The organism is Sinorhizobium fredii NGR234 (assembly GCF_000018545.1).
Taxonomy (GTDB): domain Bacteria; phylum Pseudomonadota; class Alphaproteobacteria; order Rhizobiales; family Rhizobiaceae; genus Sinorhizobium; species Sinorhizobium fredii_A.
In genome coordinates this window covers 353,560-380,521 of record NC_000914.2, presented here as the reverse complement: position 1 = coordinate 380,521, position 26,962 = coordinate 353,560, and the positions used below count along the sequence as shown (strand labels likewise).

25 protein-coding genes and 4 pseudogenes are annotated in these 26,962 nt (G+C 61.9%); 8 read left to right on the top strand and 21 right to left on the bottom strand.

What is annotated here, in order from left to right; all coding sequences use genetic code 11:
- Window positions 1–174: 174 nt before the first annotated feature.
- From NGR_RS31435 to NGR_RS31400, 8 genes are all read right to left on the bottom strand, one after another.
- Window positions 175–1,824, bottom strand: coding sequence for a hypothetical protein (locus NGR_RS31435; RefSeq protein ID WP_010875315.1), 1,650 nt, complete (start codon window positions 1,822–1,824; stop codon window positions 175–177).
- Window positions 1,825–1,836: 12 nt separating this feature from the next.
- A complete protein-coding gene (locus NGR_RS31430) occupies window positions 1,837–2,880 on the bottom strand; it encodes a caspase family protein (protein ID WP_010875314.1) in 1,044 nt (347 codons plus the stop codon).
- The gene (locus tag NGR_RS31425) at window positions 2,864–4,168 is read right to left on the bottom strand and encodes a hypothetical protein (RefSeq protein ID WP_010875313.1); all 1,305 of its coding nucleotides are present in this window, start codon (window positions 4,166–4,168) and stop codon (window positions 2,864–2,866) included. The genes NGR_RS31430 and NGR_RS31425 overlap by 17 nt, the downstream gene beginning before the upstream one ends.
- Before the next feature lie 361 nt (window positions 4,169–4,529).
- Window positions 4,530–4,985, bottom strand: a complete 456-nt coding sequence (locus tag NGR_RS31420; RefSeq protein WP_164924771.1) for an RES family NAD+ phosphorylase — start codon at window positions 4,983–4,985, stop codon at window positions 4,530–4,532.
- Window positions 4,986–5,094: 109 nt separating this feature from the next.
- On the bottom strand, window positions 5,095–5,871 hold the full coding sequence (gene istB, locus NGR_RS31415; protein WP_012708757.1) for an IS21-like element ISRsp2 family helper ATPase IstB: 777 nt from the start codon (window positions 5,869–5,871) through the stop codon (window positions 5,095–5,097).
- An 11-nt stretch (window positions 5,872–5,882) separates the two neighbouring features.
- Window positions 5,883–7,433 carry an IS21-like element ISRsp2 family transposase gene (gene istA, locus NGR_RS31410; RefSeq protein WP_010875060.1) on the bottom strand — a complete coding sequence of 517 codons (1,551 nt, stop codon included), beginning with the start codon at window positions 7,431–7,433 and terminating at the stop codon, window positions 5,883–5,885.
- A 94-nt stretch (window positions 7,434–7,527) separates the two neighbouring features.
- Window positions 7,528–8,466: a hypothetical protein gene (locus NGR_RS31405; protein WP_010875310.1), complete on the bottom strand. Its 939-nt coding sequence runs from the start codon at window positions 8,464–8,466 to the stop codon at window positions 7,528–7,530.
- A 7-nt stretch (window positions 8,467–8,473) separates the two neighbouring features.
- Window positions 8,474–9,466: an AAA family ATPase gene (locus NGR_RS31400; RefSeq protein WP_010875309.1), complete on the bottom strand. Its 993-nt coding sequence runs from the start codon at window positions 9,464–9,466 to the stop codon at window positions 8,474–8,476.
- 647 nt (window positions 9,467–10,113) lie between these two features.
- Here NGR_RS31400 and NGR_RS31395 point away from each other — a divergent pair.
- From NGR_RS31395 to NGR_RS31375, 5 genes and pseudogenes are all read left to right on the top strand, one after another.
- On the top strand, window positions 10,114–10,419 hold the full coding sequence (locus NGR_RS31395; RefSeq protein ID WP_240545237.1) for a hypothetical protein: 306 nt from the start codon (window positions 10,114–10,116) through the stop codon (window positions 10,417–10,419).
- 228 nt (window positions 10,420–10,647) lie between these two features.
- Window positions 10,648–10,962, top strand: coding sequence for a hypothetical protein (locus tag NGR_RS31390; RefSeq protein ID WP_240545236.1), 315 nt, complete (start codon window positions 10,648–10,650; stop codon window positions 10,960–10,962).
- Window positions 10,963–11,394: 432 nt separating this feature from the next.
- The gene (locus tag NGR_RS31385) at window positions 11,395–11,643 is read left to right on the top strand and encodes a CopG family ribbon-helix-helix protein (protein WP_010875306.1); all 249 of its coding nucleotides are present in this window, start codon (window positions 11,395–11,397) and stop codon (window positions 11,641–11,643) included.
- Window positions 11,640–11,930, top strand: coding sequence for a type II toxin-antitoxin system RelE/ParE family toxin (locus tag NGR_RS31380; RefSeq protein WP_010875305.1), 291 nt, complete (start codon window positions 11,640–11,642; stop codon window positions 11,928–11,930). Before NGR_RS31385 ends, NGR_RS31380 begins: the two co-directional genes overlap by 4 nt.
- Window positions 11,931–12,420: 490 nt before the next feature.
- A pseudogene (locus tag NGR_RS31375) lies at window positions 12,421–12,892 on the top strand (M20/M25/M40 family metallo-hydrolase); the annotation flags it as partial.
- Window positions 12,893–12,980: 88 nt separating this feature from the next.
- Here the strand turns inward: NGR_RS31375 and NGR_RS33920 are convergent.
- The 9 genes and pseudogenes from NGR_RS33920 to NGR_RS31335 all read right to left on the bottom strand — a co-directional run.
- A pseudogene (locus tag NGR_RS33920) lies at window positions 12,981–13,091 on the bottom strand (type 2 isopentenyl-diphosphate Delta-isomerase); the annotation flags it as partial.
- An 84-nt stretch (window positions 13,092–13,175) separates the two neighbouring features.
- Window positions 13,176–14,081, bottom strand: a complete 906-nt coding sequence (locus NGR_RS31370; protein WP_010875302.1) for a terpene synthase family protein — start codon at window positions 14,079–14,081, stop codon at window positions 13,176–13,178.
- The gene (locus NGR_RS31365) at window positions 14,078–15,628 is read right to left on the bottom strand and encodes a hypothetical protein (protein WP_010875301.1); all 1,551 of its coding nucleotides are present in this window, start codon (window positions 15,626–15,628) and stop codon (window positions 14,078–14,080) included. Before NGR_RS31365 ends, NGR_RS31370 begins: the two co-directional genes overlap by 4 nt.
- A gap of 310 nt (window positions 15,629–15,938) precedes the next feature.
- Window positions 15,939–16,937 (bottom strand): polyprenyl synthetase family protein, encoded by a 999-nt coding sequence (locus NGR_RS31360; protein WP_010875300.1) that lies wholly within the window; start codon window positions 16,935–16,937, stop codon window positions 15,939–15,941.
- 153 nt (window positions 16,938–17,090) lie between these two features.
- Window positions 17,091–18,434 carry a cytochrome P450 gene (locus NGR_RS31355; RefSeq protein ID WP_010875299.1) on the bottom strand — a complete coding sequence of 448 codons (1,344 nt, stop codon included), beginning with the start codon at window positions 18,432–18,434 and terminating at the stop codon, window positions 17,091–17,093.
- A complete protein-coding gene (locus NGR_RS31350; RefSeq protein WP_010875298.1) occupies window positions 18,434–19,270 on the bottom strand; it encodes an SDR family oxidoreductase in 837 nt (278 codons plus the stop codon). Before NGR_RS31350 ends, NGR_RS31355 begins: the two co-directional genes overlap by 1 nt.
- Window positions 19,257–19,565: a ferredoxin gene (locus NGR_RS31345; protein WP_010875297.1), complete on the bottom strand. Its 309-nt coding sequence runs from the start codon at window positions 19,563–19,565 to the stop codon at window positions 19,257–19,259. Before NGR_RS31345 ends, NGR_RS31350 begins: the two co-directional genes overlap by 14 nt.
- Window positions 19,566–19,594: 29 nt before the next feature.
- Entirely contained in the window at window positions 19,595–20,998 is a 1,404-nt protein-coding gene (locus tag NGR_RS31340) for a cytochrome P450 (protein WP_010875296.1), read from the bottom strand.
- Between the two features lie 92 nt (window positions 20,999–21,090).
- Entirely contained in the window at window positions 21,091–22,293 is a 1,203-nt protein-coding gene (locus NGR_RS31335) for a cytochrome P450 (RefSeq protein WP_010875295.1), read from the bottom strand.
- A 741-nt stretch (window positions 22,294–23,034) separates the two neighbouring features.
- Between NGR_RS31335 and NGR_RS33915 the strand changes: the two are divergent.
- A pseudogene (locus tag NGR_RS33915) lies at window positions 23,035–23,165 on the top strand (transposase domain-containing protein); the annotation flags it as partial.
- 2 nt (window positions 23,166–23,167) lie between these two features.
- Here NGR_RS33915 and NGR_RS31330 read toward each other — a convergent pair.
- The 3 genes and pseudogenes from NGR_RS31330 to hybE form a co-directional block, all read right to left on the bottom strand.
- Window positions 23,168–23,491, bottom strand: a pseudogene (locus tag NGR_RS31330) (transposase); the annotation flags it as partial.
- A 541-nt stretch (window positions 23,492–24,032) separates the two neighbouring features.
- On the bottom strand, window positions 24,033–24,404 hold the full coding sequence (locus NGR_RS31325; protein WP_164924754.1) for a hypothetical protein: 372 nt from the start codon (window positions 24,402–24,404) through the stop codon (window positions 24,033–24,035).
- A gap of 230 nt (window positions 24,405–24,634) precedes the next feature.
- A complete protein-coding gene (gene hybE / locus NGR_RS31320; RefSeq protein WP_164924753.1) occupies window positions 24,635–24,871 on the bottom strand; it encodes a [NiFe]-hydrogenase assembly chaperone HybE in 237 nt (78 codons plus the stop codon).
- Window positions 24,872–24,932: 61 nt separating this feature from the next.
- Here hybE and NGR_RS31315 point away from each other — a divergent pair, with 61 nt between their 5' ends.
- A complete protein-coding gene (locus NGR_RS31315) occupies window positions 24,933–25,904 on the top strand; it encodes a toll/interleukin-1 receptor domain-containing protein (protein WP_010875294.1) in 972 nt (323 codons plus the stop codon).
- A 10-nt stretch (window positions 25,905–25,914) separates the two neighbouring features.
- Window positions 25,915–26,400 (top strand): hypothetical protein, encoded by a 486-nt coding sequence (locus NGR_RS31310; RefSeq protein WP_010875293.1) that lies wholly within the window; start codon window positions 25,915–25,917, stop codon window positions 26,398–26,400.
- Here the strand turns inward: NGR_RS31310 and NGR_RS31305 are convergent.
- Window positions 26,384–26,962, bottom strand: a complete 579-nt coding sequence (locus NGR_RS31305) for a Fic/DOC family protein (protein ID WP_010875292.1) — start codon at window positions 26,960–26,962, stop codon at window positions 26,384–26,386. The two genes, NGR_RS31310 and NGR_RS31305, sit on opposite strands and share 17 nt — an antisense overlap.

The following is a 26,962-nucleotide window of genomic DNA, read 5'->3' as shown; positions in this document are numbered from 1 at the left end:
CGCCGCAGGATGGCGCCCTGACGAGGTCGCCTCAACGTTGGTTGAGGTTGCCGACCACGACATGTTCGCGCTGATCGAAAACCGCGATCTAGCAGCCGATCTTCCCATCCTCCGGTTCCGACCGCGGTAGCGTCTGTCGCCAAGTGCCGGCAGGCGGCCCGAGCCGTCACTGATTTATGGTGGCGGCAGCAACAGAGTTGGCTGGCCTTGATCGTCAAAGAATGAAACCGCGTTCGAGGCTCGTTGCTCTCGCCAGTATCGTTCGGATTGTCGCGGTGCTCCAACGGTCGCGCCGACTGTCTGAGGGCTGGCAATCCGTTGCGGCCCGGACTCAATCTGCGGCTTTGAACGCGCGGTATCGCGAACTTCCTGCGGAATCGGAATAACGCGCTGAGACAGGTGACTAAGGAAAGTGGTCTCGCGTATCGGAAGCCCTCGGCTATTCTCTCGCCTTGTCAGTCTGCGTACCTCAACACTCGGAGCGTCGTCGCCGGAGAGTTGGAGGGGTTGCCTGCGCAAGAACTCATCCATAACCAGCCTGGCACTGGCACTCACCGGCGCTCGGGGCAGCTGGACCTTCGTGTGACCATACCGGCCGCTGACACTGGCAGGCCGCGCGAAAACCAAACGCTCGTTTTGCGATCCGTCGGGCCGGACGCCGAAACCGGGATTGTCTTCCACTCCCACGACGGTAAGCCACGTCGGTTCGGCAGGGCTTAGGCCCTTGAACCCGAAATAGGGCCCGACGGCGCTGCCAGCGCGAACATACGCTTGAAGGGCAAGATAACTCCGGTGAAACTTCTTTTTCTCGCGCTCGCCACGATGTACAGAAGACATGGCTTGATGAAGCAGCGATGCCCCTATCGAAAAAACGGGAAGCCCGCGGCTGAGTGCAACGTCTATGCTTTTCCGGATTTCGGCTTCTGCCACCCCGTCCGTCATTGTGCCGAGTGCGGCGTCGAGGATCGCACCGTCGGCGATCTGAGGGAACCAGTTCATGAGGTTCCGCACCCAACCTCGGCGCGCGGCCAGCTTTTTGTTTCGCAGGAGGAAATAGCCCGCCGCAACGGCAGATATAGGATCTCCGACTTTGTCCTGGAGGAACCGATCCGCGATCTGAAGGGTCTCGGCAAGTTGATTGGCCTCTGCAATCGATCCATCCGACAGGTAGGTGAGGATGATTTCGTTGTCCGGAATGTCGCGCGCTATTGCTATGTCGATGGTGTCGCTGTCGTTGCCAGCGCTTCGGGTCAATGCCACGCGGACCCTCTGCCCAGGAGGCAGGGCCACCAACCGCCATCCAACGTGTTCGCCGCCGACCTGAAGCAGATGGGGGTTGTTGGGGACGGGGATCATGATTTGCTGGACGCCGGTCCTGTCGCTCAACCGTTCCTCCACCGGTAGCGGGCTACTTTGCCATCGATCGTCCACCAGCGACCACAGCGTCATCCAAACTTTGCCGATCGGGGGAGCCTTGGCAGGGTCGTCGCCAGACATCTCGACCAGATGGTCGAGTGACTGGAATGGCGTGACCCACTCCAGCCAATCCGTTGGAGCCGTCTTGCCGATATCGAAAGTCGCATCTCCTTTATCAACTTGCCGATTGGCGATGGTCTGCATCGAGCGACCGTCGGGGAGCATAGCTACAACGTGGAGGCGATCGGTTTGATCGCGACGGCGCTCGTCAATCGTTACTTTCGCGGATCGCTCTGGCGAAGCAATGCCAGAGGCCAGGAGGTCACCCTTGGACGAGAACACGTTGAAGGGAAGCGTTAGTAGGTTAGTATCCTTCTGCGACCCGGAAACAATAACCGTTAAATCCATCCGACAATCCCCTCAGTCGACTTTGATGAGGCGACGAACTGCAGCGTTCGTCAGTAGTTTTCGATTATAAATCTTCTCCGGAAAGGACGTGGGATCGGTGGAATTCGTTCCATAAGTCCATTCTCCGTGCTCCCTGACGAACCGGACCGGGCCGGTTGCGAGAGGCTTTGTATCCCTGACGAGAGCGGTGTCTTCCATGAAGGCTTGCGCGATGGGGCGGAAACCTTGCGGTAGCACGTCCAATTCAAGCATCACCGACGGGCGTTTTGACAAGACGTGGAGAGGCACGGTCCAGTTGCCGTCACCCTCGGTTTTTCCGATTTTTTGGCGATCTGCCATGCCCTCGGGTTGGAGGAACTCGAGAAATTCCGATATTGCGGCACGTAATCTTGCCACGTCGACGGAATAGCCGTTGCCACTCGGATGCTCGACCCCGCAATGTCCTCGAAGCGCTGACAAAAGGGCCTGTGTAAAGTGGGCAACTCCTCCGTCGGGCGCGTAGGCCAAGCGGTTCGCTGTTGTCGCCCGGACGATTGCCCAGTCGGTCGTTGTCAGCGCGCCTCTCCGCGACCCGCCGATAAGCGCCTTCGGATCCTCAAGCTGGTTTATGATCTCCTCGCTCAACTCCATGCAAGCGTCGATGAAATAGAAGAGGCTCGCCTTGGACTTTCGGAGCGTGGCCTGCACCGTCATCGTCAACTGAAAGACGGCATTCCAAATGTCGGCTTCATCTTCACCGAAGTCATCTGCGACCAGATATTGTGTCTCGCCGTCGCTAATCCCATGGCCGCAGAAATAAAAGACCCCCCGGCTCTGGGGATTGAGTTTAAGGCGTTCGAGCCAGGCGACATAAGCGGTCTTGAGGTTTGCGATTGACGGGCGCGTGGTCTTAACCTTGGTGCCGAACGGTGTGTCGTAGGAACCATTTGGCGATGCGAGCATCACGAGTGAGCCGAGAGGGGCATCCGCGTTAGAGAACGCTTCGCTCGGGTCTTTCGCCTGACCGGCTGGCATCGCATCGGATCCGGTCAGAAACCAGTCAGCGACGGCGACCACGGAGATCGGCGGCGACGTGAGAGACGGCAGGCTTCCATATCCCGCAGCCGCAAGGCTCGGATACTCGCCGCAACCGATCAAGAGGACATGCGTCGCGGCGACGGTCGGATCGGCTTTCACTGCCGTGGATTCGAAAACGATGCTCATCGATATGTCTATTCCGACCGCCATGCGCCCCGAAACCGCCATAGCCCGTGTCGTACTGGAAATCCTTGACGCTCTTGTAAATACCCTCGGCACTGAACGAGAAAACGTCATTGGTGTCGAAGACGTTCAGCCACTTTCCGACATTCGGATTGGCGGCAATGCGATCATTCTTCGGATCAGTCGGCATCCCGGGAGGTAGCGGTCGACTATAGAGCGCCATCTCATCGAACAAACCGACCTGTGAACCGATTGTTGCCAGGTAGTCGACTTTCAGATCCGGAGCGAAATAGGAAAGAATATCGTAGGTGATGACCCCACCAAGGCTATGACCGACGATGATAAGCTTGTCGTCGCCCTCCTGCCGGGCGGCATCAGCGTTACGGAACGCCTGTAGAACCGCCCTAACAATCGGGCCGGGCGCCGCCGCGGTCCCGCGATTTTTGAGGTAGACGAATACGTCGCCCAGGAATCGCGACGCTTTCTGATGCGCGGATTTCCGCCCCAGCGCCAGCAACCCTGCTGTGGTTGCGTCGGCAGGTGCCGACCCCAGCCTGGCCAAGGCCTCCTTGGTCGAGGCGAGCCATCCACTCAAACCGAACGTTTCGAGCTTTTTCTCGTCTGCCGGCAGTTCCGCAATGCCTCTCAGCAGTGCATCGAGAAATTCCTCATTGGATAGCGGCTCGGCTTTCAACGCCCATGCCGGCGCGGGATATTTCTCGATGTAACGCTGTGACGCCTGATACGCCGCTGCGATCTTCTCAATATTCTCGGGAGAATTCGCGGTCGCGGCTGCAGCGTCCCAAATAAGATCGACGGCATCCGCAAACGATTGGTCGCGGCTCACCTTGCCAAGAATAACGGACTTTGCGCCAAAGGACTGTTGAACCTCATGAAGCCAGAGGTCGATTTCATTTTTCTGCGCTCCCAGCGCCAAGGTCTCATAGCCGCCACCTGGCAGCGACACCTGGTTCCAGAGGAACTTGACGCCGTCTCCGCCCCAATAAGGAAAGCTGATGTGCACCTTGGCCGGGTCGAGCCCGAGCGGCGCGGCAAGCAACGTCTTCAAGAATTCTTTTTTGCGCGCGACGTCGTTGTCAAAGCCAGCATCTTCCTTGCGATTGTTGACCCCATGGACGAACACTATTGGCAAAACGACCTCCCCAACCAATTCTGATGCCTTGAATCAGTTGTAGCCGAGGCCGCGTTCGCCCTCAAAGGGAAAATTTTGTGGTTTTTTGCGTAAGGGGGCAGCTTACCTGTCAACTTGCGGAGTCGCCAAGGCGCTCATGAGGTCATGGGAAATCGCGGTGACGACAAACAATGTTGGAACGCTTGCGACTGCGACAGCCACATCGATTGCGCCGAGCATCTTCAATATGTAACCGCGCCTTGCATTGCACTCGTCCCATTCGTACACCATCGAGAGATCCTTCACTCGCTGAGCGAATTGAAGCAAAAACATGTGCCAAAAGTCGAGTGCACAAATGACACTCGCCGGGGGATCAAACGATCTCGAGTGAGAAATCGTCTAGGATTTGTGCGACTTCATCGCGGAAATCCAGCAACGGTCCGGAAGACTTCACGTTGAGCTTGGGGAGCGCCCGATCGAAAAGGGCGGTATTGGCTTCGCCATTTAGGCGGGAGTCGTAGATGATCCCGTCCGGTTTCTCGTCGTGGAGCCAGAGTGCTCGTGACCATTGCTTCCCGAGTTCATGCGAAGCGGCACGGGCAGCATCGGTCGGTATGCGCATGCGCAGCATTCCGTCGGAGCGCAGGTCCGCGAGCAGCAGAGGTTGGTTGATTTCGACCGACGCGCAAGAAACCTCCTGAAGTTCTGCAATACCGATAGGAAAAGAGCCTTTTGAACCGACGGCGCGTTCGCGCAAGATCGCTTCGGCAAAGCAGACCTTTATGCTGCTGCCAAAATAAACAACGCCGAACCGGTCGGGAGGAGACAGGGTTGCGCGCTTCGCAAAAACTGGACATTGATTCCGCTAAATCCCGGACAGCAATTTCATTAAAGTCCGGACAGTTTGATGCGGTTGGTCCTCGGCAGCCTGGTTAGCATCAGGGCTGATTGATTTCGCCGTTTTCTGCCCCAGTCAAGAGGGGTGCGCTTTTTTGCTTTCGCATGCTCTCGCCCCGGAGGGTGATGCGGTGAGCATTGTGGACGATACGGTCGAGTATGGCGTCGGCGACCGTGCTGTCGGCAATAAGGTCGTGCCAGCTTGCCACGGGAACCTGAGCTGTGATCAGGGTGGACTTTCGCTGATAACGCTCCTCGACGATTTCGAAGAGGTGAAAGCGCTGCTGATCGGAGAGCGTATGGGTTCCAAAGTCATCGAGGATGAGGAGCTGGACGCGGGTGAGCCTGTCGATGAGGCGGGGGAAGGAGCCGTCGAGGCGGGCAAGCGCGAGCTCCTCGAACATTCGGGGCACGCGCACATAGAGCACGGAGTGACCGAGCCTGGCCGCTTGCCTGCCGAAGGCACAGGCCAGCCATGACTTGCCGGTGCCGGTGTGGCCGGTGATGATCAGGCCCTCGTGGGCGGTGAGCCATTGCCCCTGGGCGAGCGCCATGGTGTTGCGCCGGTCGAGACCGCGGGCGGCGGCGAAGTCGATATCTTCGATACAGGCCTGGGCAAAGCGTAGCTTGGCGGAGGCGAGCCGGTTACGGATGCGCTTGTCGGCGCGCAGGGTGACTTCGCGGTCGAGCATCAGTCCGAGCCACTCATCGCGGCTGAGCTCATTGGTGCCGGACTGCTCGGTCAATTCGCGCCAGGCGGCGGCCATGCCCGTCAGCCCGAGGGCCTGCATCTGGTCGAGGGTGGGGTTCGTCAGCATTCTTGCTTCCTTCACTGGTAGTAGGATCGGCCACGGATATTGGTATGCGCAGGCGTGGGGGCCGCGTGTTCAGCCTGCGGTCTTTCCCGGTCGAGGCCGGATTTGAGGATGGAGGCGACGGAGGAATAGGTGATGGCATTAATGGTGAGCGCCCGCTCACAGGCCGCCTCGAGGCGCTGGGATCCATAGCGCGGCGCCAGCGACAGAATGCCCATGGCCGAGCGGTATCCCTGTTCCGGATGCGGCCTGTCGCGCATCATGCGTTCGACCAGGATGGCGGCATTGGGGCCGATCTGGGTCGCACGGCCGATCAGATTGGCCGGCGTGGTGTTGGCATAGCGCTGATGCGCCTTGGGCATATGGTCGTTGACGGTGACGTGGCCGGAACGCTGGGAGCGGCGAACATGGCTGGCGACACGCTGGTGGTCGTGGAAGATCTCGACCACCCGGTGGGTGAGCCGCACCTGGAGGGTGCATCCGATCAGCCGATGCGGCACCGAGTAGAAGGTCTTGTCGACCTCGACATGATAGTCCGGATGGACCTTCGCCGACTTCCATTCCGCATATTCGAACGGTATCGCCGGCAAGGGCTTCAAGGCTGGCCGCTCGATCTCCTCGAACAGCTCGCGGCGGCTTTTGCCGACATGGCGCATCGTCCGGTTGTTCAGGTCCTCGAGCAATTCGGCAATCGCCGTGTTGAGGGCGGCAAGCGAGAAGAAGGTACGGTTCCTGAGCCGGGCCAGAATCCAGCGTTCCACGATCAATACCGCGCCTTCGACCCGGCCTTTGTCGCGCGGTTTCCTGCTGCGGGTCGGCAGGATCGTGGTGTCGTAATGCTCCGCCATGGCGGCGAACGTCGCAGTCAATGTCGGCTCGAACCAAAGGGCCTTGGCCACCCCCGATTTGAGGTTGTCGCACACGATTGCCTTGGTGACCCCACCATAGAAGGTCAGAGCACGCACCTGACCGTCGATCCAATCCGGCAACTGCTGGCTAAAGCTGGCATGGGCGAAGGTCAGGTTGGAGGCGCCCAGCACCGCGACAAAGATTTGGGCCGGATGGATGACACCGGTTGCCGGATCGATCACCGGCACCGTCGGCCCGGCATAGTCGGTCTGCATCACGGCGCCCGCCGCGTGCCGATTGCGGAACGCTACACTGGTGCGCTGCCGAAAGGCGGCAACCTGCTCGCAGAACCAGGTGAAGCCGTAACCATCAGGATGGCTGGCGCGGTATTCCTGCCATAGAAGCGTCAGCGTCACGCCTTTGCGCTTCAGCTCCCGAACCACCAGCGCCCAGTCCGGCTCGCTGAGATCGCGCGGCGGTCGACCGGCTCGGCCGAACAGCCGCCGCTCCAGCTTTGCATCCTCGTCCGCGCCGATTGGCAACGGCCACGAAAGCCCGGCTTCCCGAGATCGCAGCAAATAGGTCGATACCGAGCTCTTGCCGATCTTCAGCCGCTCGGCAATCTCGCGCACCGAAAGACCCTCTTCATGGGTCAGGCGCAGAATAGTCCGGATATCCCTCACTGTCGTTCGTCTTGCTTGCTTCCGTCTCGGCATCGGCCCCTCTCAACGTTGTCGTGAGAGGCCTAACCAACAAGACGGCGCAGCCGCGAACCAACCCGTCAAACCGCCGCCGGAAACTGTCCGGGATTTAGCGGAATCGCTGTCCGGGAATTACTGAAAACTGTGTCCGGAGATTACCGGAAATCCTGTCCGGACTTTGCCGAAACCCGCAGCCGGCAATGATCCCATCAAGGAAGGGATGAGCGTTGAGGCCACTATCTATAATGCCTATAACGGGCGCCGTCTGGTCGACCGTATTGAGGGGAGGGGCCTCAGCAAGGACCATGTCCATCGCTTCGGCCGTGACAATGCCAGGCGTTGGCGGAAGGTCCACAGATGCTACTTCCTCGATCGTCAACAAAGTCCGGACCAACACGCCGTTCAGGCGGGCGCGGAGCATTGTGATAGAAGGACCGACATACTGGTCGAAAACCTCAGCCCCACGCGCCTCGATGTAGCGAACGATGTCGTCGAGCTTGCGCTCGCGAAGACGTCGCTCACCGAGATCCCATATCTCAATATCAATGAGATAGGCTTGTCCATCTTGGAAATCGGCCATTTCAACAAGGCCGTCTTCGCGGAAACGAATCCCAATGCGGTCACGTGGCTCGACCGACCCAATGGTTTCGATGCCGCCTATGAAATTGTTGTAGGGGGCGTTCTTTTGGCCCGCGGGCGCGCCGCGTTGGTAGGCATCCAGCCGCGTTCTGAACTCTGCCATCTCGTCGTTGGATGCGAACAACACTAGCGTTCGGTCGGCGTCGCTGGATAGGACCGTAAGTCCGAGTTGCTCCCAGTCTGCTTCCTGCAGTGCCCCCGTCATCTGGACGCGGAGGATCAGCGCTGGATTTACGAATTCCGGCTTGCGTCTCCGGCGTTGCTCGTCTCGGGCAGCGTTTAGCTCGTCTCTGAGCTTTGCACTGTGCCGGGGACCATCTCTGTCAGGCGGCGGACTACCTCCGCCGTGCTTGCGTCGCTCAAGCTGTTCTGGAAGTCTGACGAGCTCGAGATGGTCGTACTTGGCCACGGCGGCCTCAGATCATTGGTGCAAGACGGGCTTGTCCGGCACGCCGCCGCGCCTCGTCCTGAAGTGCACGGTTGAAATCCCGCTCCTGGACTTGCTTGCGACGCTCTATGATCATTGCTTTGATCGCCTGAGTACAGACACGTTCAATTTCGGCGAAGGAATAGCCCTCGAGTGCAGCCGAATTTCGGGCCGGGTCGAACGCGACGGGGACATTCTTGAACTTGAGCTTGAGGAAACGACCGATCATCGCGGCTTCGGGCCTGTCAAACCAAAGGACCTCATCGAAACGGCGCCAGATAGCCGCGTCGAGAGAGCGGTCGAGGTTCGTCGCTGCGATCAGAAAGCCCTTCGGCTGCATGTTGTCGATAAAGAGCAGCAGGCTGTTAACGACGCGACGAAGCTCGTTGTGCTCGCCACTGTCGTCTCGGGTCCTCGCGAGGGCATCAAACTCGTCGAAAAACAGGACGCACGGCTGCTTCCGTGCGAACTCGAATGTCTTTCGGATATTTGTCGCCGTCTCACCAAGGTAGGAAGAAATGAGGCGATCAAGCTTCACCCGGAACAGTGGGAGTCCCAGTTCGGCGGCGAAAATTTCCGCGCAAAGCGTCTTGCCGCAGCCAGGCGGTCCGCAGAAAAGCATTTTCGAGCGGACCTTGAGACCGTGCTGGCGGATCTCATCTGCCCGACGAAATTCTTTTACCAGGCCAAGTAGCACCCTCACGTTGGCGGCGCTCAGCACGATGTCGTTGCGATTATGTTCGGGTTCAATACGCTCGACGAAATCTGCGGCAGCTTCGGGGAATGGGATGAGGGGGGCGAGAGCTTTCGGCGCAGACTGTGTCCGCTGAGGACCAGCCTCAAGCGTTTTCCGCAATGTCCGTGCCAAGACGCGGTTGTTTTTTTTCTCTTCCTCGTCGATGATCTGCTCGGCAACGGCGCGAAAATCCTCATCGCGCCCGTAGCTAGCCAGCAATTTTTTCATCAACTCGCCGCGTGCCATCTGTCGTCCGTCTATTCCCTTATGCTCGAATCACAGCTCGACATTATCCTGTCAGGATGATGCTACCACATGATTTAGACAATAACCTTGGTACGGATTTAGTTTTGTCGCCAGCGAATTCAGCTTGTGCGAAGGGATTGTCCACGTCGTTCAACAAGGTCGAGGGCAGCTTTTCGGTTTTTCGTAACCGGCTCGATTTGATGAGCGAAACGCCCGGAGGGGGCGCAGTCGCTCCCGCGGCTCCTTCGGGCCACTATATTGCCGCTCCTGCGGCTGCTTTTTTCCCAGCCTTTGTGTGACGCGAATTCCCGCTGTCGCTTGGCAGTTAAACGTGAGAATGCGGCTGTTTCGGCCAGGTTTGGCATTTGAAGATGAGAATCCGACCGACCGGATTCTCAAATTAGCTGCAACTGCGAAGACGTCATCGATCGGCATGTATGGGTCATGATCTCGTCGATAGCGTTGCTGAATCGCGCCTTGTTCCCACCCATCATTTGGCCACGCAGCATTTGGAGCATCTCGGGTCCGGCCCGTTCGACGATGGCCACTCCGGCCAGCAGAGCTGGTCGTAGATGCAGCGGTAGGATCGGGCCTCGAGAGTGCCTTCGTCTGGGAGCGGGAAGGCGATTGGCCAGCTCTTTGAGAGCATGAGCGACAACTCTTTCACGTGCACTGTGGTAAATCGTGGCTACAAAGGCGGCCGTGATGCGCACATCACGGTTCACAACAGCAAGGGCAGCCGTCATCACTTCGGCGACATCAACTACTCATGGCAATCCCATAGCGAGTCAAACACGTCAAACGGTCACGTCAAAGTCGACGCAGACGAGTACAACATGTTCCTCTCGCTGAACGATTTCATGAGCAGCGAGAAAAAACGCTATGACGCGAAACAGGTCGCCGACGTCCTCTGGCTCGAATTCACCAATCAGGCAGGGATCGAATATGACTGAGGTGAAGCGTTTCCAATGTCTAAACTGCGGTCATCGCTTCGAGATTGACGTGTTGACGCCGGATGAGAAAAAGGAGGCAAGGAGGAAAGACGAGCCGGTCTACCCAGTGGCTTGCCCGCAATGCCGGCGGACCGATGTAAGGGGTGGCTGGGGCTAGGCGCCGTTCAGGCCTCGCCGATAAACTGGATTGGGAGGTATAGCTTTGGAACCCCCGAGGAGGAGGTCTCATTGTCGAACGATGCGGAACCTGAAGGAATTGGTGCTATCGACCAGCTCTACGACATCTTAGAGATGCTCGAAGAAGATATAAAGGATCTAGAGGGAGCGAGGCGAGAGCGCGTAAACGTCTTCTTGTACCAGGGCATCTTTGAGGCGATCAGTTTTTTGGACGAACTCGGGATGGCTGGTCGGATAGGTCTATCTGCGATGGAACTCGATAAATTCCAACGCATGTCTGGCACAATCGACAACGCGGTCCTTCGTCAAATGACCGGACGCTTGAAGAGTTTATTGCGGGAGGCAAACTGCCTCTATGACCGATAATGGGGGCGCAATGCTGCCGTTCACAGACTTAAGGGACTTAAGAGTGGACGTCGCCTTCGGGGCGGACAGGATCCTGCTCCCACGAACCCTGCACGGCTTGTTGCTGTGATGTTCACCTTTTGGGCCAGGAAGATCGCATAATGTATCGACTGGCACTTGCCCAGCTTCCCCGGGGCTGGCCGCTCTTTTTGAATAACTTAATGTTAGCCGTTTGGCGATCAGTAAGCTGGTATGGTGGGCCCGGCGGCAACCAGTCGGTCATGACGCCGACGGGGCGCTAACCAATTAACTACAGGTCCCACCAGGACGTTTCAAGCACGGAAAAACCGATGGATCAGTCGCGTAGCGGGATGCTTTGAAGAAGTGTTTTGAACCTTGACGCACCAGTGCGGTTCATCGATAATCAAAGTGAACCAAGGAAGGTTAGATCCCATGACCGCTGCGTTTACCGTGCGTGTAAAAGATGAAACCGCGAGCAAGCTGGACCAGCTCGCTGAGAAGCTGGATCGGTCCCGCTCTTATATGGCTGCAGAGGCCATCGAAGCTTTCGTTGAGCAACAGGAATGGCAGCTTGCCGAGATTGAAGCCGGGTTGACCGAGGCCGACCGGGGTGAGTTCGCCAGCGATGAAGATGTGGCGAAAGTCGTCAGGAAGTACGTCAAGTCTGCCCGCCAATCATGAGTCGGAAGCGTATTCGTTGGACGCTGCGGGCGTTGCGGCGACTTGATGAGATCGGCGCGTATATCGAGAAAGACGATCCGGATGCGGCCGCTCGCGTCGTGGCGCGGATTGGCACTGCCGTGGATGCGTTAGCGGAGTACCCTGCCAGTGGGCGGCCTGGTCGTATCAAGAGCACGCGCGAGCTCGTGCTGGCCGACATTCCCTACATCATTCCCTACCGCATAAGTCGAGACGTCGAGATCCTCACCGTCATGCACGCTCACCAGCAATGGCCGCAGGTTCTCTAGTCACGACCAACAAAACGCGTCGGCACGATGAGCGATGAATCCGCTCATCAGCCTGCCCGTTTATGTAGAAGCAATTTCTGCGGCGGCGAGCGCAGTGGCTGCCTTTTTAGTGATCGCTTATGCCGTGTACCAAGTGTCGGAAAGCAAGCGTGTGTGTCGACGCCAGCATAACAATGTCTTTGATCGGTCATGCCTTCTCCCCGTTTGAGCCTACGAGCCACCGCGATCTTCGCCGATCCCTGTACTGGCGCTCGGAAAAGGCACAGGTCCGGCGCGAACTCCCCACGGGGCATCGATCACGGCCAATCCGACGGGGCACGCGTCCCCCAGGTGCTCGAAGCACGGGGCGATGGGTCGTTCCCGACTAGACTAATCGGCTCGGTTCGGGAAGGCTACGCCAATTCGGGCCGTCGCCCATGGTGCAGAGAAGTTCCGCTACGCTTCACGTGGCCACACACTGCGAGCATCCCAAGAACCGCATGAGAAGGGTGGGGTCGGCGGTTATGGTGTGGTCGCGACGCTCCGGCTGGGGCAGGGGGCAAGCGCATCGGTATCCGTGCGGATATCGGTACGCAGCCGATCGAAGAGGCACCATCCTGGTCTTCTCGAGCCGAAATCCGGGCGCCATGCACGCCTAGGGCCATGACGGGCACACGACGATCCTGTTCGCCGCGGCCCGCCACCTCGCCGAGCACGGCAAGTTCAACGGCACGCTGACGCTGATCCTCCAGCCGGCCGAAGAAGTCGGCGCCGGTGCCCGCAAGATAATCTAGTACCGGCTGTTCGAGCCGTTTCCGGTAGATGCAGTCTCCGGCCTGCACAACTGGCCTGGCGTCCCGTCAGGACAGTTCGGTTTCGTCGAGGGGCCGGCGATGGCGTCAGCGGACCAGGCGCTGATCCGCATCGTCGGACGGGGCGGGCAAGGTGCGGCACCTCATGAGGCGGTCGATCCGGTGCTTGCGCCTCCTTAATCACCGTCATGGCTGAGCCGGAAGGGGCGCCACTGGGATATCGCGTTTCGCCTCACCTCTAATCGCCGTCGGATGAAAGTTCGAAACGGATACACTCCCGGCCGGCGGCGACCGTGGCCGGTGCCGTTCGCTCATCCAGCACGATGTCGAGATGGTCGTCCTTGCGCTGGCTCATGGCGGTGTCTCTCATGCTCGCTCCATCCGTCGCATCGGTCGACGGCCTTGCGTCGGATCGGACCGAGGCAGCGCGCGCACGCCGCCGCCTGCCGCGCGTTCAGGCGGGCGCATGCTGGCCTCCCCCCGCAGCGTCGCTGCGGTAGCGGCTGGTCGAGGTCTGGTAATAGTGCGCGCGGATGGCCGCCATGGCCTCGATCAACGGCCCCCACGGCGCGGGAAACCGTTCTTCCGCCATAACCCGGTGCAGCATGCGCGTATGGCCGGCCAGTTCGTCGTTGAGGAACTCCACCACAGGCATAGCCGGATAGCGCTCCAGCAGCAGGATCGCCGCGTTGTCGGCCTCGCCGGCCGACCTGTCCTTGTCGCGTCCATGCAGATCGTTCTGCAGGCGCCCTATCGCCGAGATGAGCCGCAGGACCTGGCGAAACGCCGGACGCGCGCGCAAGGTCGCCATGTCCAGCCCCCACAGCAACGACAGGCAACAGAACACGTTTGCGTAGGCGATCGAATCGATGCCGTTGTGCAGGTACTCGGCGTAGGACCAGCGTTCCGCCGCCCCTGCCGCCTGCGCGTGTCCGGCGCGCAGCGCCGCGCAGTAGCACCGGGTATCGTCGAGAAGCTGAGCATAGTCGCGACGATCGTAGGCGAGGGCGGCCAGCGAAGCGCGCAGCACAGCGCAGCCCTCGAATCCGGGGAGCGCGCACGGCACGCCCTGCCCCAGCGCCTGCTCCACCGCGGCGAGCTGCTCCGGCGCGATCAGGTCAAGGTCGTTGCAATCGTCGAGCCAGAACAGCAGCGCCAGTTCGCGATAGAATGCCACGATCAGCGTTTCGTCCTGCGGATCGCGACCGGTGCGGGCGCTGGTGTCGCGCAGGCTCGGGTGGATGCGCTGCAGGATGTACTGGCCGCCCCTGACGGCTTCCGCGGCATGCTCGTCGGCGAACCCGGTCAGGGAACGCCCCCACTCCAGCACCTGCTGCAGCCCGCGTTCGGTCGGGATCATGGCGCCGCTCCTGCTCCCTCGGCCGGGACGCGCGGCCCCCAACGAAGCGCCAGCCACAACCCGGCGAGTTCGGCCACGCGCACGACCCGGATGGGGCAATACAGTTCCTTGCCGATCCACAGCGGCATCTGCGGCAATGCAGGCGCCGCATGGCGGGCGAGCATCCACTCCAGCGCACGCGCCACCGCCTGCGCGATGCGCCGGCGCCCTGTCGGCTCTTCGCTCCCGTCCATCACGTGCAACGCGAACAGCGCATAGGCGGTTTCCTCGAATGTGGACGCGCGACCGGCGCCCCAGCCGCCGTCGTCGCGCTGCGCCTGCAGCAGCGCCGCCAGCGCGCGCTCGTCGCGCCACTGGGGCTTGCCTTGCGCCAGCGCAGCGACGGCATGCGCGGTGGGATACAGCCACGAAACGTGCCATTTTTCATTGTCCCATAGACCGTGAGGGTTGCGATTGGCCTCGACGTAGGCGCTGGTGCCAGCGGCAGGCTTTCCCAATAGTCGCAACGCATGCAGGGCATGGATGTTGGTCGACACCGAGGCGTTGCGCTCGCCGGGGAAGGTGACGAACAGCTCGCCGATTTCGAAATGGCGCAACGCATCGACCGCCGGGTCGCGGCCTGCAAGGCGCAGGACGCACAAGGCAACGGCGGTGTCGTCCGCATCAGCCGCGAAGTGCAAGGCCGGGCCCAGACCGCGCACGCCCAGGCGGGCGTCGAGCTGCGCGACGATCACGCGCACCGCCTCGTCGAGCGCGGGATGCGCGAACAGCCCGGCCAAATGTAGAGTGTACAGCGACCAGCATGGCTCGAACACATTGATCGGCCAGACGTTGGGAACGACACCTTCGATGCCGCTGCGCGTCGCCCGCGATGCCGCCTGCAGATACGCGTCGGCGCGCCCGACCTGCGGCGTGCTCCCCTGTGTCACGGCGTGCGCACGCCACGCAGCGGTGGCCGCCGGACTGATGCCGATGCTGCCGTCGTCATCCGGGCATGCGGCGGTTGGCCACGTCCCCCAGGCCTCCCAGGAGTGCAGCAACGGATGGCCGCTCGGCAACGTCGCCACCGCCCCCAGCTTGACCAAGCACGCTTGCCGCAACGGCAACAGCGCGGGGTGGCGCGGAAACGCCACGCCGCCCAACAAGGATGCGGCCTCGCCGCACAACTGCGGCAGGATCAGCTCCGCGCCGATCGGCGCGTCTTCCGGCACCGCATGCGCGTAGGGATCGGCCTGGCGCTCGAGGAACCGGGTTGCAGCCTGGACTGCGTCGGCAGCGCCGGGAAGAGGATCGGCACGCTGCAATGCCAGCAACGCCGCCCACGTGGGCGCATGGCGGAACAGCGGGAAGTCCGCGCTTCCCCATCCGCCATCGGCCTGTTGCTGCGCGAGGAGCCACGCGTATGCGTCCTGCCGACCGGTGACGTTGCCGCCAAACTGCAGAGCCCGCGCCGTGTCGTAGACGGACGGACCGACGCTGCCGCCGTCGCTCATCTCGCTCAGCAGGTGGCGCAATTCGAAAAGGATCTGTTCGGACAGCGCATTCACGGGGGATGTTCCTTCTGCAGACGGTTGACGAGAACCAGGATCGGGCAGACGGCGCGCACGTCGCCGCAGGCCCGTTGCGGCCCGCCGCATGGGCAGCGCCGGACGGCCGCTCTGCTCCGGCGCGGCGATGAGCCCCGATGCGGGCGCCGGTTCTCCGCCGCATGGGCTTGCGCGCAGCGTGCCGCGTGCGCCGTGACCGTGCTGGGCAACCGCGGCGATCGGCGCCGCGGACTCGGACACAGTGCTGCATGCATGGCTGCCGCCGGCCGATCGCAGCGGCACAGGGGCGACTCCATGCGGACGGGCGCGCTCATGCGGATGGCGCGTGCTTGAACAGGTACGCACTGGCCCGCTGCAGCATCTGCGCCAACCGTTCCGCACGCGGCCCCAGCGGGGCAATGGCCTCCCCGGCCTCACACAACAGATCCAGCGCGAACTGGCGCGCTGCCTGCAGCCCCATGATCGACGCGCAGGTCGGTTTCTGCGCCGCCGCGTCCTTGCCGGGGGTCTTGCCCAGCGTCGCGGTATCCGCTGTCGCGTCGAGAATGTCGTCGACCACCTGCAACGCCAGGCCGAAACAGGCGCTGTAGTGATCGAGCGCACAGTACAGCGTAGCGTCCGCGGCATCCTCCGCGATGGCGCATAGGGCGCCCATGCGAACGGACGCACGCACTAGCGCTCCGCACTTCATCCGGTGCATCGCTACGATCCTGTCCAGCTCGACGTGCTTTCCGACCAGCGACAGATCCATGGCCTGCCCGCCTGCGGCACCCTCGGCAGACACCGCCTGCGCCAGTTCGCGCACGAGCGCGATACGGTTGTCGCCCGGCGCATCCAGGCTTGCCAGGGTCAGGAAGGCGTGTGCCTGCAGCGCATCGCCGACCAGGATCGCAGTGGCTTCGCCGAACTTGACATGCACGGTCGGAAGGCCGCGGCGAAGCACGTCGTCGTCCATTGCGGGCAGGTCGTCGTGGACCAGGGTACAAGCGTGCATCATCTCGATGGCGGCGCCGACGTCGTCGAGTATGTGCGCCGGCGTGTCGGCCAGTGCTCCAGCAGCCAGACAGAGCAGGGCGCGGGTGCGCTTCCCGCCATGCAAGGTGGCGTAGCGCATCGCCGCCATAAGCTCGGTCTCACCGTGGTCTTCGGCGCAGAGAAGACGCGCTAGCGCCTGTTCGACCCGCTTTGCGCCGTTCTGCATCCAGATCTCCGGCAGCAGCCTGCCGGATGCGCCGCGCGCCCGCGCGCCCAATCCGCCGAGGGCGGAAACGCTAGTTCGGTCGTCGTGTAGCGTGGAACCGGTCTGCATGTTGTTCATGTCCTTGTACCTGACAGGAGACGGCCACGGCGAGCGTCGAGCCGCCGCGGTGTTGCCGCGTCGCACCGAACGCGCGCGCCGAATGCAGCAATGCCGCGCGTCGCCGGTGCCGCTGCCTCGCCACACGGGGCATGCGATGCCAGCTCATGAGAATCCGATGCGGATTGTCATGGACGGATGTGCGGTCGGGTAATAGCGCCGGCCTTTTTCGACGCCGCTCAGCAACAGCGGCCGCACCCCGGCCTTGTGCATGGTCAGCGCCAAGGCGATGGAGAACTGCACCAGTTCCAGCCATACCAGGTGATAGCCGATGCAAACGTGTGGGCCGGTACCGAACTGCAGCATGTCCACCGGCCGAATCGGCTCCGTACGTTGCAGCCACCGCGCCAGGCGGAACTGATCAGGCGCCTCGTGCAGCAGCGCCGAGGTCGAGAAATGCAGCAGCGGGATGCACAGATGGGTGCCCGCCGGAATGCGCCGTTGGCCGAGTTGCAGTTCCTGCAGCGCGCGACGCGGCAGGAGCGTCGTCGCCGGATGCACGCGCAGCGTCTCGCGGAACAGCGCCTCGGCGACCGGACACTGCTCCAGGTCCGCGTGCCGGGTCGGCACCGCGCCTACGCGTTGTGCCTCCTCGACCAGGGCATCCCACAGCATAGGCTGCCGCGCCAGTTCGATCACCATCCAGGCCATCGTCGAGGCGGTGGTGTCGTGACCGGCAAGCAGCAGCAAGCGGATATTGGCGACCAGGAGGTCATCGGAGAGCGCATCGTCGCTGCGGTCGAAGGCACTCACCATGTCGTTGATCAACCCGGTGCGCGCGGCATGCGCGCGTGCGTCGCGGACGAACTGGCGCAACTGCGCGTCGATCCAGTCGCGGGCGGCGCGGCCGCGCCGCAAGGGCAGTCCAGGCAGGTCGACCGAGGGCGCGACGATCAACTGCAGTAGTTGCCGGTACTTGCGATGCCATCCCGGCAGGTCCTGCGCAGGGACTCCCATGAGGGTGAAGATGAGCTTGAGCATCAGGTCGCCGGTTTCGGGCAGGATGGTTACGTCGCCGCGGTCGCGCCACGCCTGCACCCGCGCCCGGATAACGGGCGCGAACAGGTCGCCGATGCCGGCCTGGGTCAGCCCCTCGGGCAGGAACGCCGCCTTAATCGCATCGCGCGCCTGCCGGTGCGCGCCGCCGTCCTGGGCGACCAACGTTCCGCCAAGCAATTCGGGCGCGATCTCTTCGATCAGCGCCGAGGACACGTCCTTGTGCCGGAGCAGTGCGAACGCATGCGGATCCACGCAGGTCATCAGGTGTCCGGCAGGGCCGAAATCCAGCCAGAAGTGGCTGCCCAGCGTCCGTTCCGCGCGCCGCAGCAGGCGCGGCAGGTCGCAGACGATGGCGGGAAGATGCCCGACCAGGGGGAAAGCGCCGGGCATGACGGGGATGTCGTACCGCAGCCGGTGCCGACGGTTTAGGGGGTTGAGCAGCACGTTCATCAGCAGCGCGCCGTTTCGGCGGTGTCGCCCGCAGTCCGCCCGGCGCAGCTGTTGCCACCGTCGGCGTACGTCGGCATATGCGCCAGCATGCCGCCGTCGATGCACACGACCTGGCCGGTGATGAACGAAGCATCGTCGGAGAGCAGGAACGCCACCAGCGCGGCCACGTCCTCGGGGTGGCCGACGCGCGGCAGGAGCTGGTGCCGGCTGAGATGCCGTTGCATGCACTTGTCCAGCTTGGCCAGGAGACGCTCGGTCATGATGAGACCCGGCGCAACCGCGTTGCAGCGGATCTGCGCATGGCCGTACTGGGTGGCGAGCGAGGCCGACAGCATGTTCATCGCCGCCTTCGACACGGCGTATGACGTCTGCGCGGTGTCACCGCTGAGCCCCTGGCACGACGACATGTTGACGATCGCGCCACCGCCGCGGGCGATCATCCGTGGGATGGCCTGTCGGCAGCAGAGCAGCGTGCCGCGCAGATTGGTCGCCATGGTCTGATCCCAGACCGCCAGGTCCAGGTCGAGGATCGCGCGGTCGCGCGGGGTCAGATGCATGGCGCTCGCGTTGTTCACCAGCAGGTCGACCCCACCGAAGTGCCGCTCCGCCGTCTCGAACAGCGCTGCCACTGCCTGCGCATCGGCGATGTCCATGGCCATGGCCAGCGCATTGCCCGCTTCGGCCGCGATCTGCGCGGTGCAGGCGATGGCCGCCGAGCCATCAAGGTCGGCCACCACCACTCTGCCGCCCTCGCGCGCGATGGCGAGGGCACATGCCTTGCCGATGCCGGCGCCGGCGCCGGTCACCACGGCCACCTTGCCTTCAAACCGTTCCATCGTGTCCTCCTGGAATGCGTTGGTCTTTCGCCGCATGCCGCTCGGCCTCCGCCGGAGAACGCGCAGGGTCGGCGCTGGCGCGCTCGTCATCGCCAGCGTCGCTTTCGATGACCCGAATGGCGGCGACCGGGCACTGGCTGGCCGCGAGCCGCACGGCGGCGTGCAGCGCCTGCGGTACCGTCGCCACGCACACTTCGGCCACGCCGTCCGGTTCGCGCTGGCGAAAGGTGCCCGGCAGCGTCAGCACGCACTGCCCAGTGGTTCCGCACAGATCTTGGTCAATCACGACGCGCATCTCAGCCCTTGTACCCTTTTCATGCGGTTCTACGGTTGCGCCCTGCGATCAGTCGCCGACCGCCTCTCGCCGTCGCCATGCTCAAAACTGGCACCACCTTCGACCCCTCTCTGGCCGTTCAAAAATGCGCTTGTTAAACGGGGGGAGTCCCCCTGAGCATGCAGCCGCACCGGCAGCGCGCGGAACGTCCTAAGGAACGCGGAGGGCTCCCGGGTCGGCTGCTCGGCCACTGTCAGCGTGGGGAAGCGCGCCTGGATTCGCGGCAGGCTCTCGGCCAACTGCACCCGGGCCAGTTGCGCACCGAGGCAGAAGTGGATGCCGTGGCCGAAGCTAAGCATGATCTTCCCGTCGGTCGACATGCCAGGACTGGTGCCGTAGAACCGAGCGGGATCGAAGCGGTCGGGATCGGCGAAGGCGTCCGGGTCGCGATTGCCGGCCGCGATCAGCACGCGCACGTCCGCGTTCTTCGGGATCACCACGCCGCTCAGTTCGATGTCGCTCTGGGCAATACGCGGAATGGAGCTGAACATGGCGGGGGCGTCGCAGCGCAGGACCTCTTCGACGAATGCCTCCACCCCCGCGGCGTCTCCCTGCAGCCAGTGCCGCTGGTCGGGATACGCCAGCATCGCCAGGACGGCATGGTCGATGGTCGCAGCAGTGGTGGCGAAGCCGCCCAGCAGCATGCCCCACAGCATGCTGATCAACTCCGCATCCGATAGCGTGTCGGCATCGTCGTCGTGTGCGCCGACCAGCGTGGCCACAATGTCGTGGCGGGGATCGATGCACTTGCGCTGTATCAGGTCGCCGAAGTAGGCCTTCATCCTGGCGCTGGCCGCGTCTGCCGCGGCGAGCTGGGGATCGCTGGCGTGCGGGCTCAGGCCTTCCAGAATGGCGCCGATGCCGGCGGCGAGGCCGAACATGTCGTCCTGTGGCATGCCGAACAGTTCGGCGAAGACCAGCATGGGCAAGGCCAGCGCGAATTGCCGATGCAGGTCCACCGCCTCCCCGCGCTCCAGCGCGGGCGCCATGCCGTCCAGGCGCGCTGCGACGAAGCGCGCGATGCTCGGCCGCAGGTTGTCGATCTCGCGCATGGTGAAATCGCGCGAGATCAGCCGGCGCAGACGCGTATGCGTCGGTGGTTCCTTCATCGCTAGCGTGGACGCCAGCAGATTGAGCGACAGGCTGGTCGCCGCACGCGGGAAATAGCGCGCCAGTTCGCCCGGCGCCGGTCCCCGAAACGCGTCGCCCGTGGCCTTGAGCGCCCAGCAGATGTCGGCGTGGCGGCTCAACAGAAAGAGGCCCGACGCCGCGCGATGCACCGGATCGTGCTCGCGCAACCAGCGCATGAACGGATACGGGTCGTCGATGCAGGCTGGCGACGCCAGTTCGGCAAAGGCGTCCGCGCATGCTGTCGTGGTTTCTTGCATGTCCATCTTGGTTACCTGTCGGCTGGCTGATCTGACAGGCGCGCCAGGCGCGCCTGCAAATTGCGGAGAAGATCGCGATTCCCGGCGGCGTCCGCGCATCACCAGAGCACCGGGAACTCCTCGAATCCGCCAGTGATGATCTCCTTGCGCAACTTCAGTTCTTCGGGCGCCACGGCCAGGCGCAGCGCGGGAAAGCGCTGGAAGATCGAACCGAACACCACCTTGAGTTCCAGCCTGGCCAGCGCCATGCCTATGCAGTAGTGCGGCCCGTAGGAAAACGCCAGGTGCGGCTTTGCGTCGCGTCCGATGTCGAAGATTTCAGGGTCCTCGAAATGGCGTGGATCGAACGATGTCGCCGGCAGGCCGACCAGCACCTTGCTCTCCGCGGGAATATGCACGCCCGCGATGGTCACGTCGGTCCTCGGATAGCGCATGATGCCGTCCCAGCCCGCGCCCGGCGGGTACATGCGCAGGATTTCCTCCACCGCCTTGTCCACCAGGGATGGATTGCCGACCAGACGTTCGCGCTGTTGCGGATGGCGCAACATGGCCAGGAGGCCGAATTCGATCTGCGCGACGGTGCTCTCGTGTCCTGCCACCAGCATGCCCGCCGCGAGGCCGATCGCCTCTTCCTCGGTCGCCTCGCCCCGGTCGACCGCCGCGAGCAGATCCGTCAGCAGGTTGTCGCCCGGATCCTGGCGCTTGTCCCGCATCTTGCCGCGAATGTAGGCGCGCAGTTCTTCCCAGGCCAGGCGCGACGCGCTGCGCGGGCCGCTTTCATGCTGGTGCGTCATCACCTCGTCGGACAGCCCGGCAAAAAAGGCGTGATCCTCGTAGAGCACGCCCATCAGCGCGCTGATGACCATGGCCGGAAGCGGAAAGGAGAGGTGGCGCCGCAGGTCGGCGGGCTGGGGCTGGGCCGCCAGAGTCTCGAACAACTGCGCTGCGATCGCCTCGACTTGCTGCGCGAGCAGCTTCACCCTGCGGTCGCTGAAGGCCGGCGCAACGATCGTGCGTAACCGGGCATGCTCGCCCCCTTCGTGCGAGACCAGCCACCCCGGCGAACCGAGAATCACACAATCCGGGGTGAATGCCGCCGGCGGCATTCCCGCAGGCCGGAACGCCGCGTCGGACAGCACCGCCTTCGCCTCGTCGTAGCCTGTCACCCACCAGCCTTCGTGCCCCCGCGGGAAGCGCACGTTGTGAATCGGACCGTTGGCGCGTAGCGCCAACATCGTGGGCGAGGGCTCGATGTGATCAACCCGCCACATCGGCAGCGTCGGCAAGGGTTGTTCGGGCATGGTGGCACTCCACTCTCTAAGCGATGGAAGGGCATGCCGGCGTGTGCCGCCGTACAACTAGGGCAGCAAGAACCGCGCCAACTGCGCAGAGAGCGCCTCAGGTACACTGCTCTGCAGATCATTCAATGTCTTAACTGAGCGCGGCACGCCCGGGCCGAACATCACCATGTCGCGGACGCGACAAACCCGACAGTAGATCGACGCAAAGTATGTGGGTCGCCTTACCTTGGCGCAGAAGTCAGGGTTCGTCTGTCACGCATGATCGGACCTCCAGTAAAGCGTTCACGCTATCGTTTGGTAGCTAATCATGAGGATGCGGCTGTTTCGCCTTAGTTCGGCAGGGTAAGTTGCGAATGAAGCTCAAACGAAATTTGCCGACGACAGGGTTTTTTGCTTCCAGCTCATCATCACCGAAAATCCTCCGCTGACGTAACTGATCTTCCTGCCTTTCGACGGGTTCCACTTGCCGAGACTGACGACCGTTGCGGAATTGTGCGTGGAGCCCGTCGCGCAGAAAGACCGACGGAAAGTATGACAAGGGTGGCCAGGCGAAAAGTGGAGCGCGCAGGCCACATCCGATACAGGGCGCTGCGCTTCAAATAGTCACTTGCGTTCATGCGTCCTCTCCTTCGCGTCAATTGCGACGGAGAGACCCTACGCTATGCCGATTAGGCTACCGCTATGCTACCGAAAACGTTGGCAAAAACTTGCTTAATCGGCATAGTTGGACGGTCGGCATAAACGGCCAAAATGAATGCCGTCGATCCGCTCGACGGGCTCTCGCAGACCTTGAATCGCATTGCTCAAGGCTGGCCAGCATCCGAAATTGAAGCCCTCATGCCCTGCACTTCAAGCCTGACGTTATCGGCTGACCGCTTACGTCGAAGGGCAGGTCATGGCGGAAGAACTCTTCGCCGCAGAGATACTGGAAATACGGGTTTTCCACCCAACGGGCGCACAGCTCCTCGTCCGACAGGTTGAACGTATGCTTGAGGATCGCCAGCCCGGCCATCAGCCGCGTTGGCGGTGGTGGCATGCCGGGGTCGGAATAGACCGCGCCGAAGCGCCGCTCCAAAAGCGGCTAGTCGATCGCCTGCGCCAGCCGCACCAGTTCGAGCGTCATGTTGATGATCTGATCCAGACGGGCATGGAACAGGTCCTGCTCTCCCGTATCGCGCCGCTCGCGTGGTCTTGACATCGCCGCTCCTCGATTCACCGCCGCTAGTACGAGTGAATCACGCCGCGCCGAAGCAGAAAACCGCAAAATCATATTGCAAGAAAAGCGGACTCAGCGAGAGCCTTTCGGCAACACTGCGTCACAGGAAAGCGAAGAATTACCGCAGAGAGGCGTGGGATAGTTCACGGACGACTCCTCAAGAGTAGTTGCAAATTACGGCTATCCACGCGCGGAGAAATCGTCTGCTGTCCGTTCTAATAGCAAAACTTCAGACAACCGGCTTTAGAGGTGCTTGACGTTTAACGATCCGCCCCACTTGTCATTTAAGTATTCGCATACCAATCGCCTATGACAGTTATGGGGGTAGCCTCTGAACAAAGCAAGCACGTGCCCTCAAACATCTCGGGCTTGAGGCGATTCTCAATTTGTCGCGTTGCCATTAAGCGCATGAATTGCCCCTCGTAGACTTTCCAGTCGCCTTTGTCTCGCTTCTAAGCCTTCAAAATATCATCGGTAGGAGCCAAAAGGGGCTGATGCACGTACTGGGCGCCGCATATCTCTGTTAGGAAGTATGCCAGGTCATCAGCCTTCGCGAACCCTGCGAGCTGAAAACGGCAACATAGCCGAGGTCCTGCAGCATCGCAGCAAGGACCGAACCCAACACCGGCCCATCGCCATCGTGGGGAGTTCCCAGGGCATGGGCGGCAGCAAAAGCCGCGCCGCATCGCTCGCCAGGCTGTCTTTCGCAACTCCGCGCCTGCGAGACGATTGCCTGCGAGGCGGCGAGCGCTTCACGCAACTTCCGGCCGGCAAAGACCTTCTTATTGAGGAGCGGCGTGGGCCAGCCCAAGACCAGAGGGCAGAGGGTCTCGAAGATCCGCTCGGCTAACAGGCCTGCCCCTGCGGCCATGCGCTCCTCGTCGCTCGTCGGCATGTCCGTCGCATTGAGGACGGCAATTCTGGACGCAAGCGATTGCGAAAAACTGCAAAGCGAAAAGACCCGTCCCGCCAGTGCGGGCGCCTCCTCGCCTGCGGCCGACGAACATGCGGGCGAGCCGCCGCGGCCGGTTCGGCGACCGAACAAGCGAGCGCACGCGACACTGTAGCGTCGATCCGTATCGTGCCTGCACCGACGAGATAGCTCATTTCATCATGCTCCTCGTTCTAACGGAATTTGCCGCGAAACAGGTCGCGGCGATTGAGAGGAGCCGTAGGGGCCGGGGGCGGTTCGATCGCGGACGGATCGAAGAAGGCCCGTATGGTCTGCTCGGCGGTTTCCAGCGCCGCCTCCGTCGTGGCGAATTCGAAGACCGGCGAAAACAGTGAACAGAGATCGACACGCCCGATCGTATCGAGCTCGCCGGCGTTGAAGCGACCGAACGGGGAGCGGGAAAAACACAAACAGACATCTTGTCACGCAGATGCGAAGCGTCCCATAGTTCGCGCAGCAAAAGGGGGAGACATGCCGAGCGTCTTTTTTTCATATTCGCACGCAGATGAGGGGCTGAGGGATCAGCTCGAAAAACAGCTGTCGATGCTCAAACGACAGGGCGTGATTGAGACCTGGCACGACCGGCGCATCGGCGCCGGCGAAGATATCCATCGTGCGATTGACGATCACATCAATACGGACGACATCATCCTGCTGCTCGTCAGCGCCGACTTCATCGCATCGGATTACTGTTACGACATCGAAATGCAGCGTGCGATGGAGCGCCACCACAGCGGCGAAGCCATCGTCATTCCCATCATTCTTCGGGCATGCGACTGGCACCACGCGCCGTTTGGAAAGCTGAATGCGGTTCCTCGGGACGGCAAACCGATCACGCAATGGCCGGATATCGACGAGGCCTTTCTGCAAGTCGCCAAGGCCGTGCGCGAAGCAGCAGGGCGGGTAACCCGAACGGCCTCGGCTCCGCCTGCACGGGCCGCTGCGGCTGCGACGCCTGCGGCGTCGCCGGCTCCTCAATCCCTCGGCCCGCGGTCGAGCAATCTGCGGCTCGCGAAGAGCTTCACCCAAAGGGACAAGGACCAGTTCAGACACGACACGTTCGAATACATTGCGCGTTTCTTCGAGAACTCCCTTAAGGAGCTTGGCGAGCGAAACGCCGGTTTCGAGGGCGTTTTCCGACGGGTCGACGCGAACAGGTTCTTCGCCACCATCTACCGCGACGGCAAGGATGTGTCACGGGGCACCGCCTATCTGGGTGGGGAGACGTGGGGACGAGGCATCAATTACGTTCACGGTGAGACGACCAGCAGCAATAGCTCGAATGAGTCCCTGAACGTCGAGGCCGACGATCAGACGCTCTTCTTGACAAGTATGGGCATGGCGTCGTTTGGGCGGGATCGCGATCAGAAACTTTCACAAGAAGGGGCCGCCGAACTGCTATGGGCGATCCTTATCGCCCCTCTTCAGGGGACGCGCTATTAAGGGAAAGCATATGCTGTCACCGAGTGAATTCACGATCGGCACGCTGGGGAGCGCCGCGCCTCTCAGCCTTATTCTGCCACGAACGAAATACGAGGCGACCATGCTGGTCGGCCATGTCGACAAAGCGCCTGCGGCTGTCTTTCTTTCAGGAGAGTTTGCTTTCCATTACTTTCCGAGTACGGACAATGACAGTTGGCGAGGCCTTATTGTTCCGGGCGTCCGCGTAGAGGTGGACGAGACCAGTGTCTTCGATCAGGGCCAAACCATGGCTCCCTTGGGCGCGGCTATCCGAATCGATACGCGTCTTGCCATACGGGCAAAGAGCGAGCATTCACTCAGCGGATCATCCGCCCTTACGATTCACGATAAGCTGGTATCGGCCGGAGACCTTCGCGCGGGGTTCACAAGGTGGCAGATCGTCATCGGGGAAGGACAGACGAAGCGGGTGCTCTGGCAAAGATCCGACGAAGACGAAGCCGCTAAATCATCCGCCTGATTTCGGCCGCCAACGGCGCCAGGTCGCCGCTGAAGCTCCGGATCATGGCGTCCAGAAACCGCTTCGGCTCCAGCTTGCTCTCGTCGAGCTCGTATCCCGCATAGCGAGTGAGCATCGTCAGGAAGACCAGTTGGGTGCGGCCGTTGCCTTCGCGAAATGGATGAATCGCGTTGATCTCCGCGAGAAACCAGCTTGCGCCTTTGGCGAAGGCCTCCTTGCTTTCCGTCCTGGCAAGGTGGTCGCGAGCGGCAAGTTCGGCAAATAGGCGATTGGCTTCCCTTTCGATATATTCCGGATAGCAAAACCAGTTCTCACCCTTGCCGGTGCGGATAATCCGTGTTTGCCCGGCCCATTCATAAACGTCCTGAAAGAAGTGTCGGTGTAACGCGCGATAGTGGGCGAAATCCAGATCGCCGTCCGGAAGCGCTTCCCGCGCACGGGAATCGAACATCAATTGCTCGAACTCATCCAGCTCATTCTGATCCGGGATATTCGCCCTGTTGCGCAGCACATGGGTGCCGGGATAGCACAGCGGATCTTCGACGGCATTGTAACGGACCAC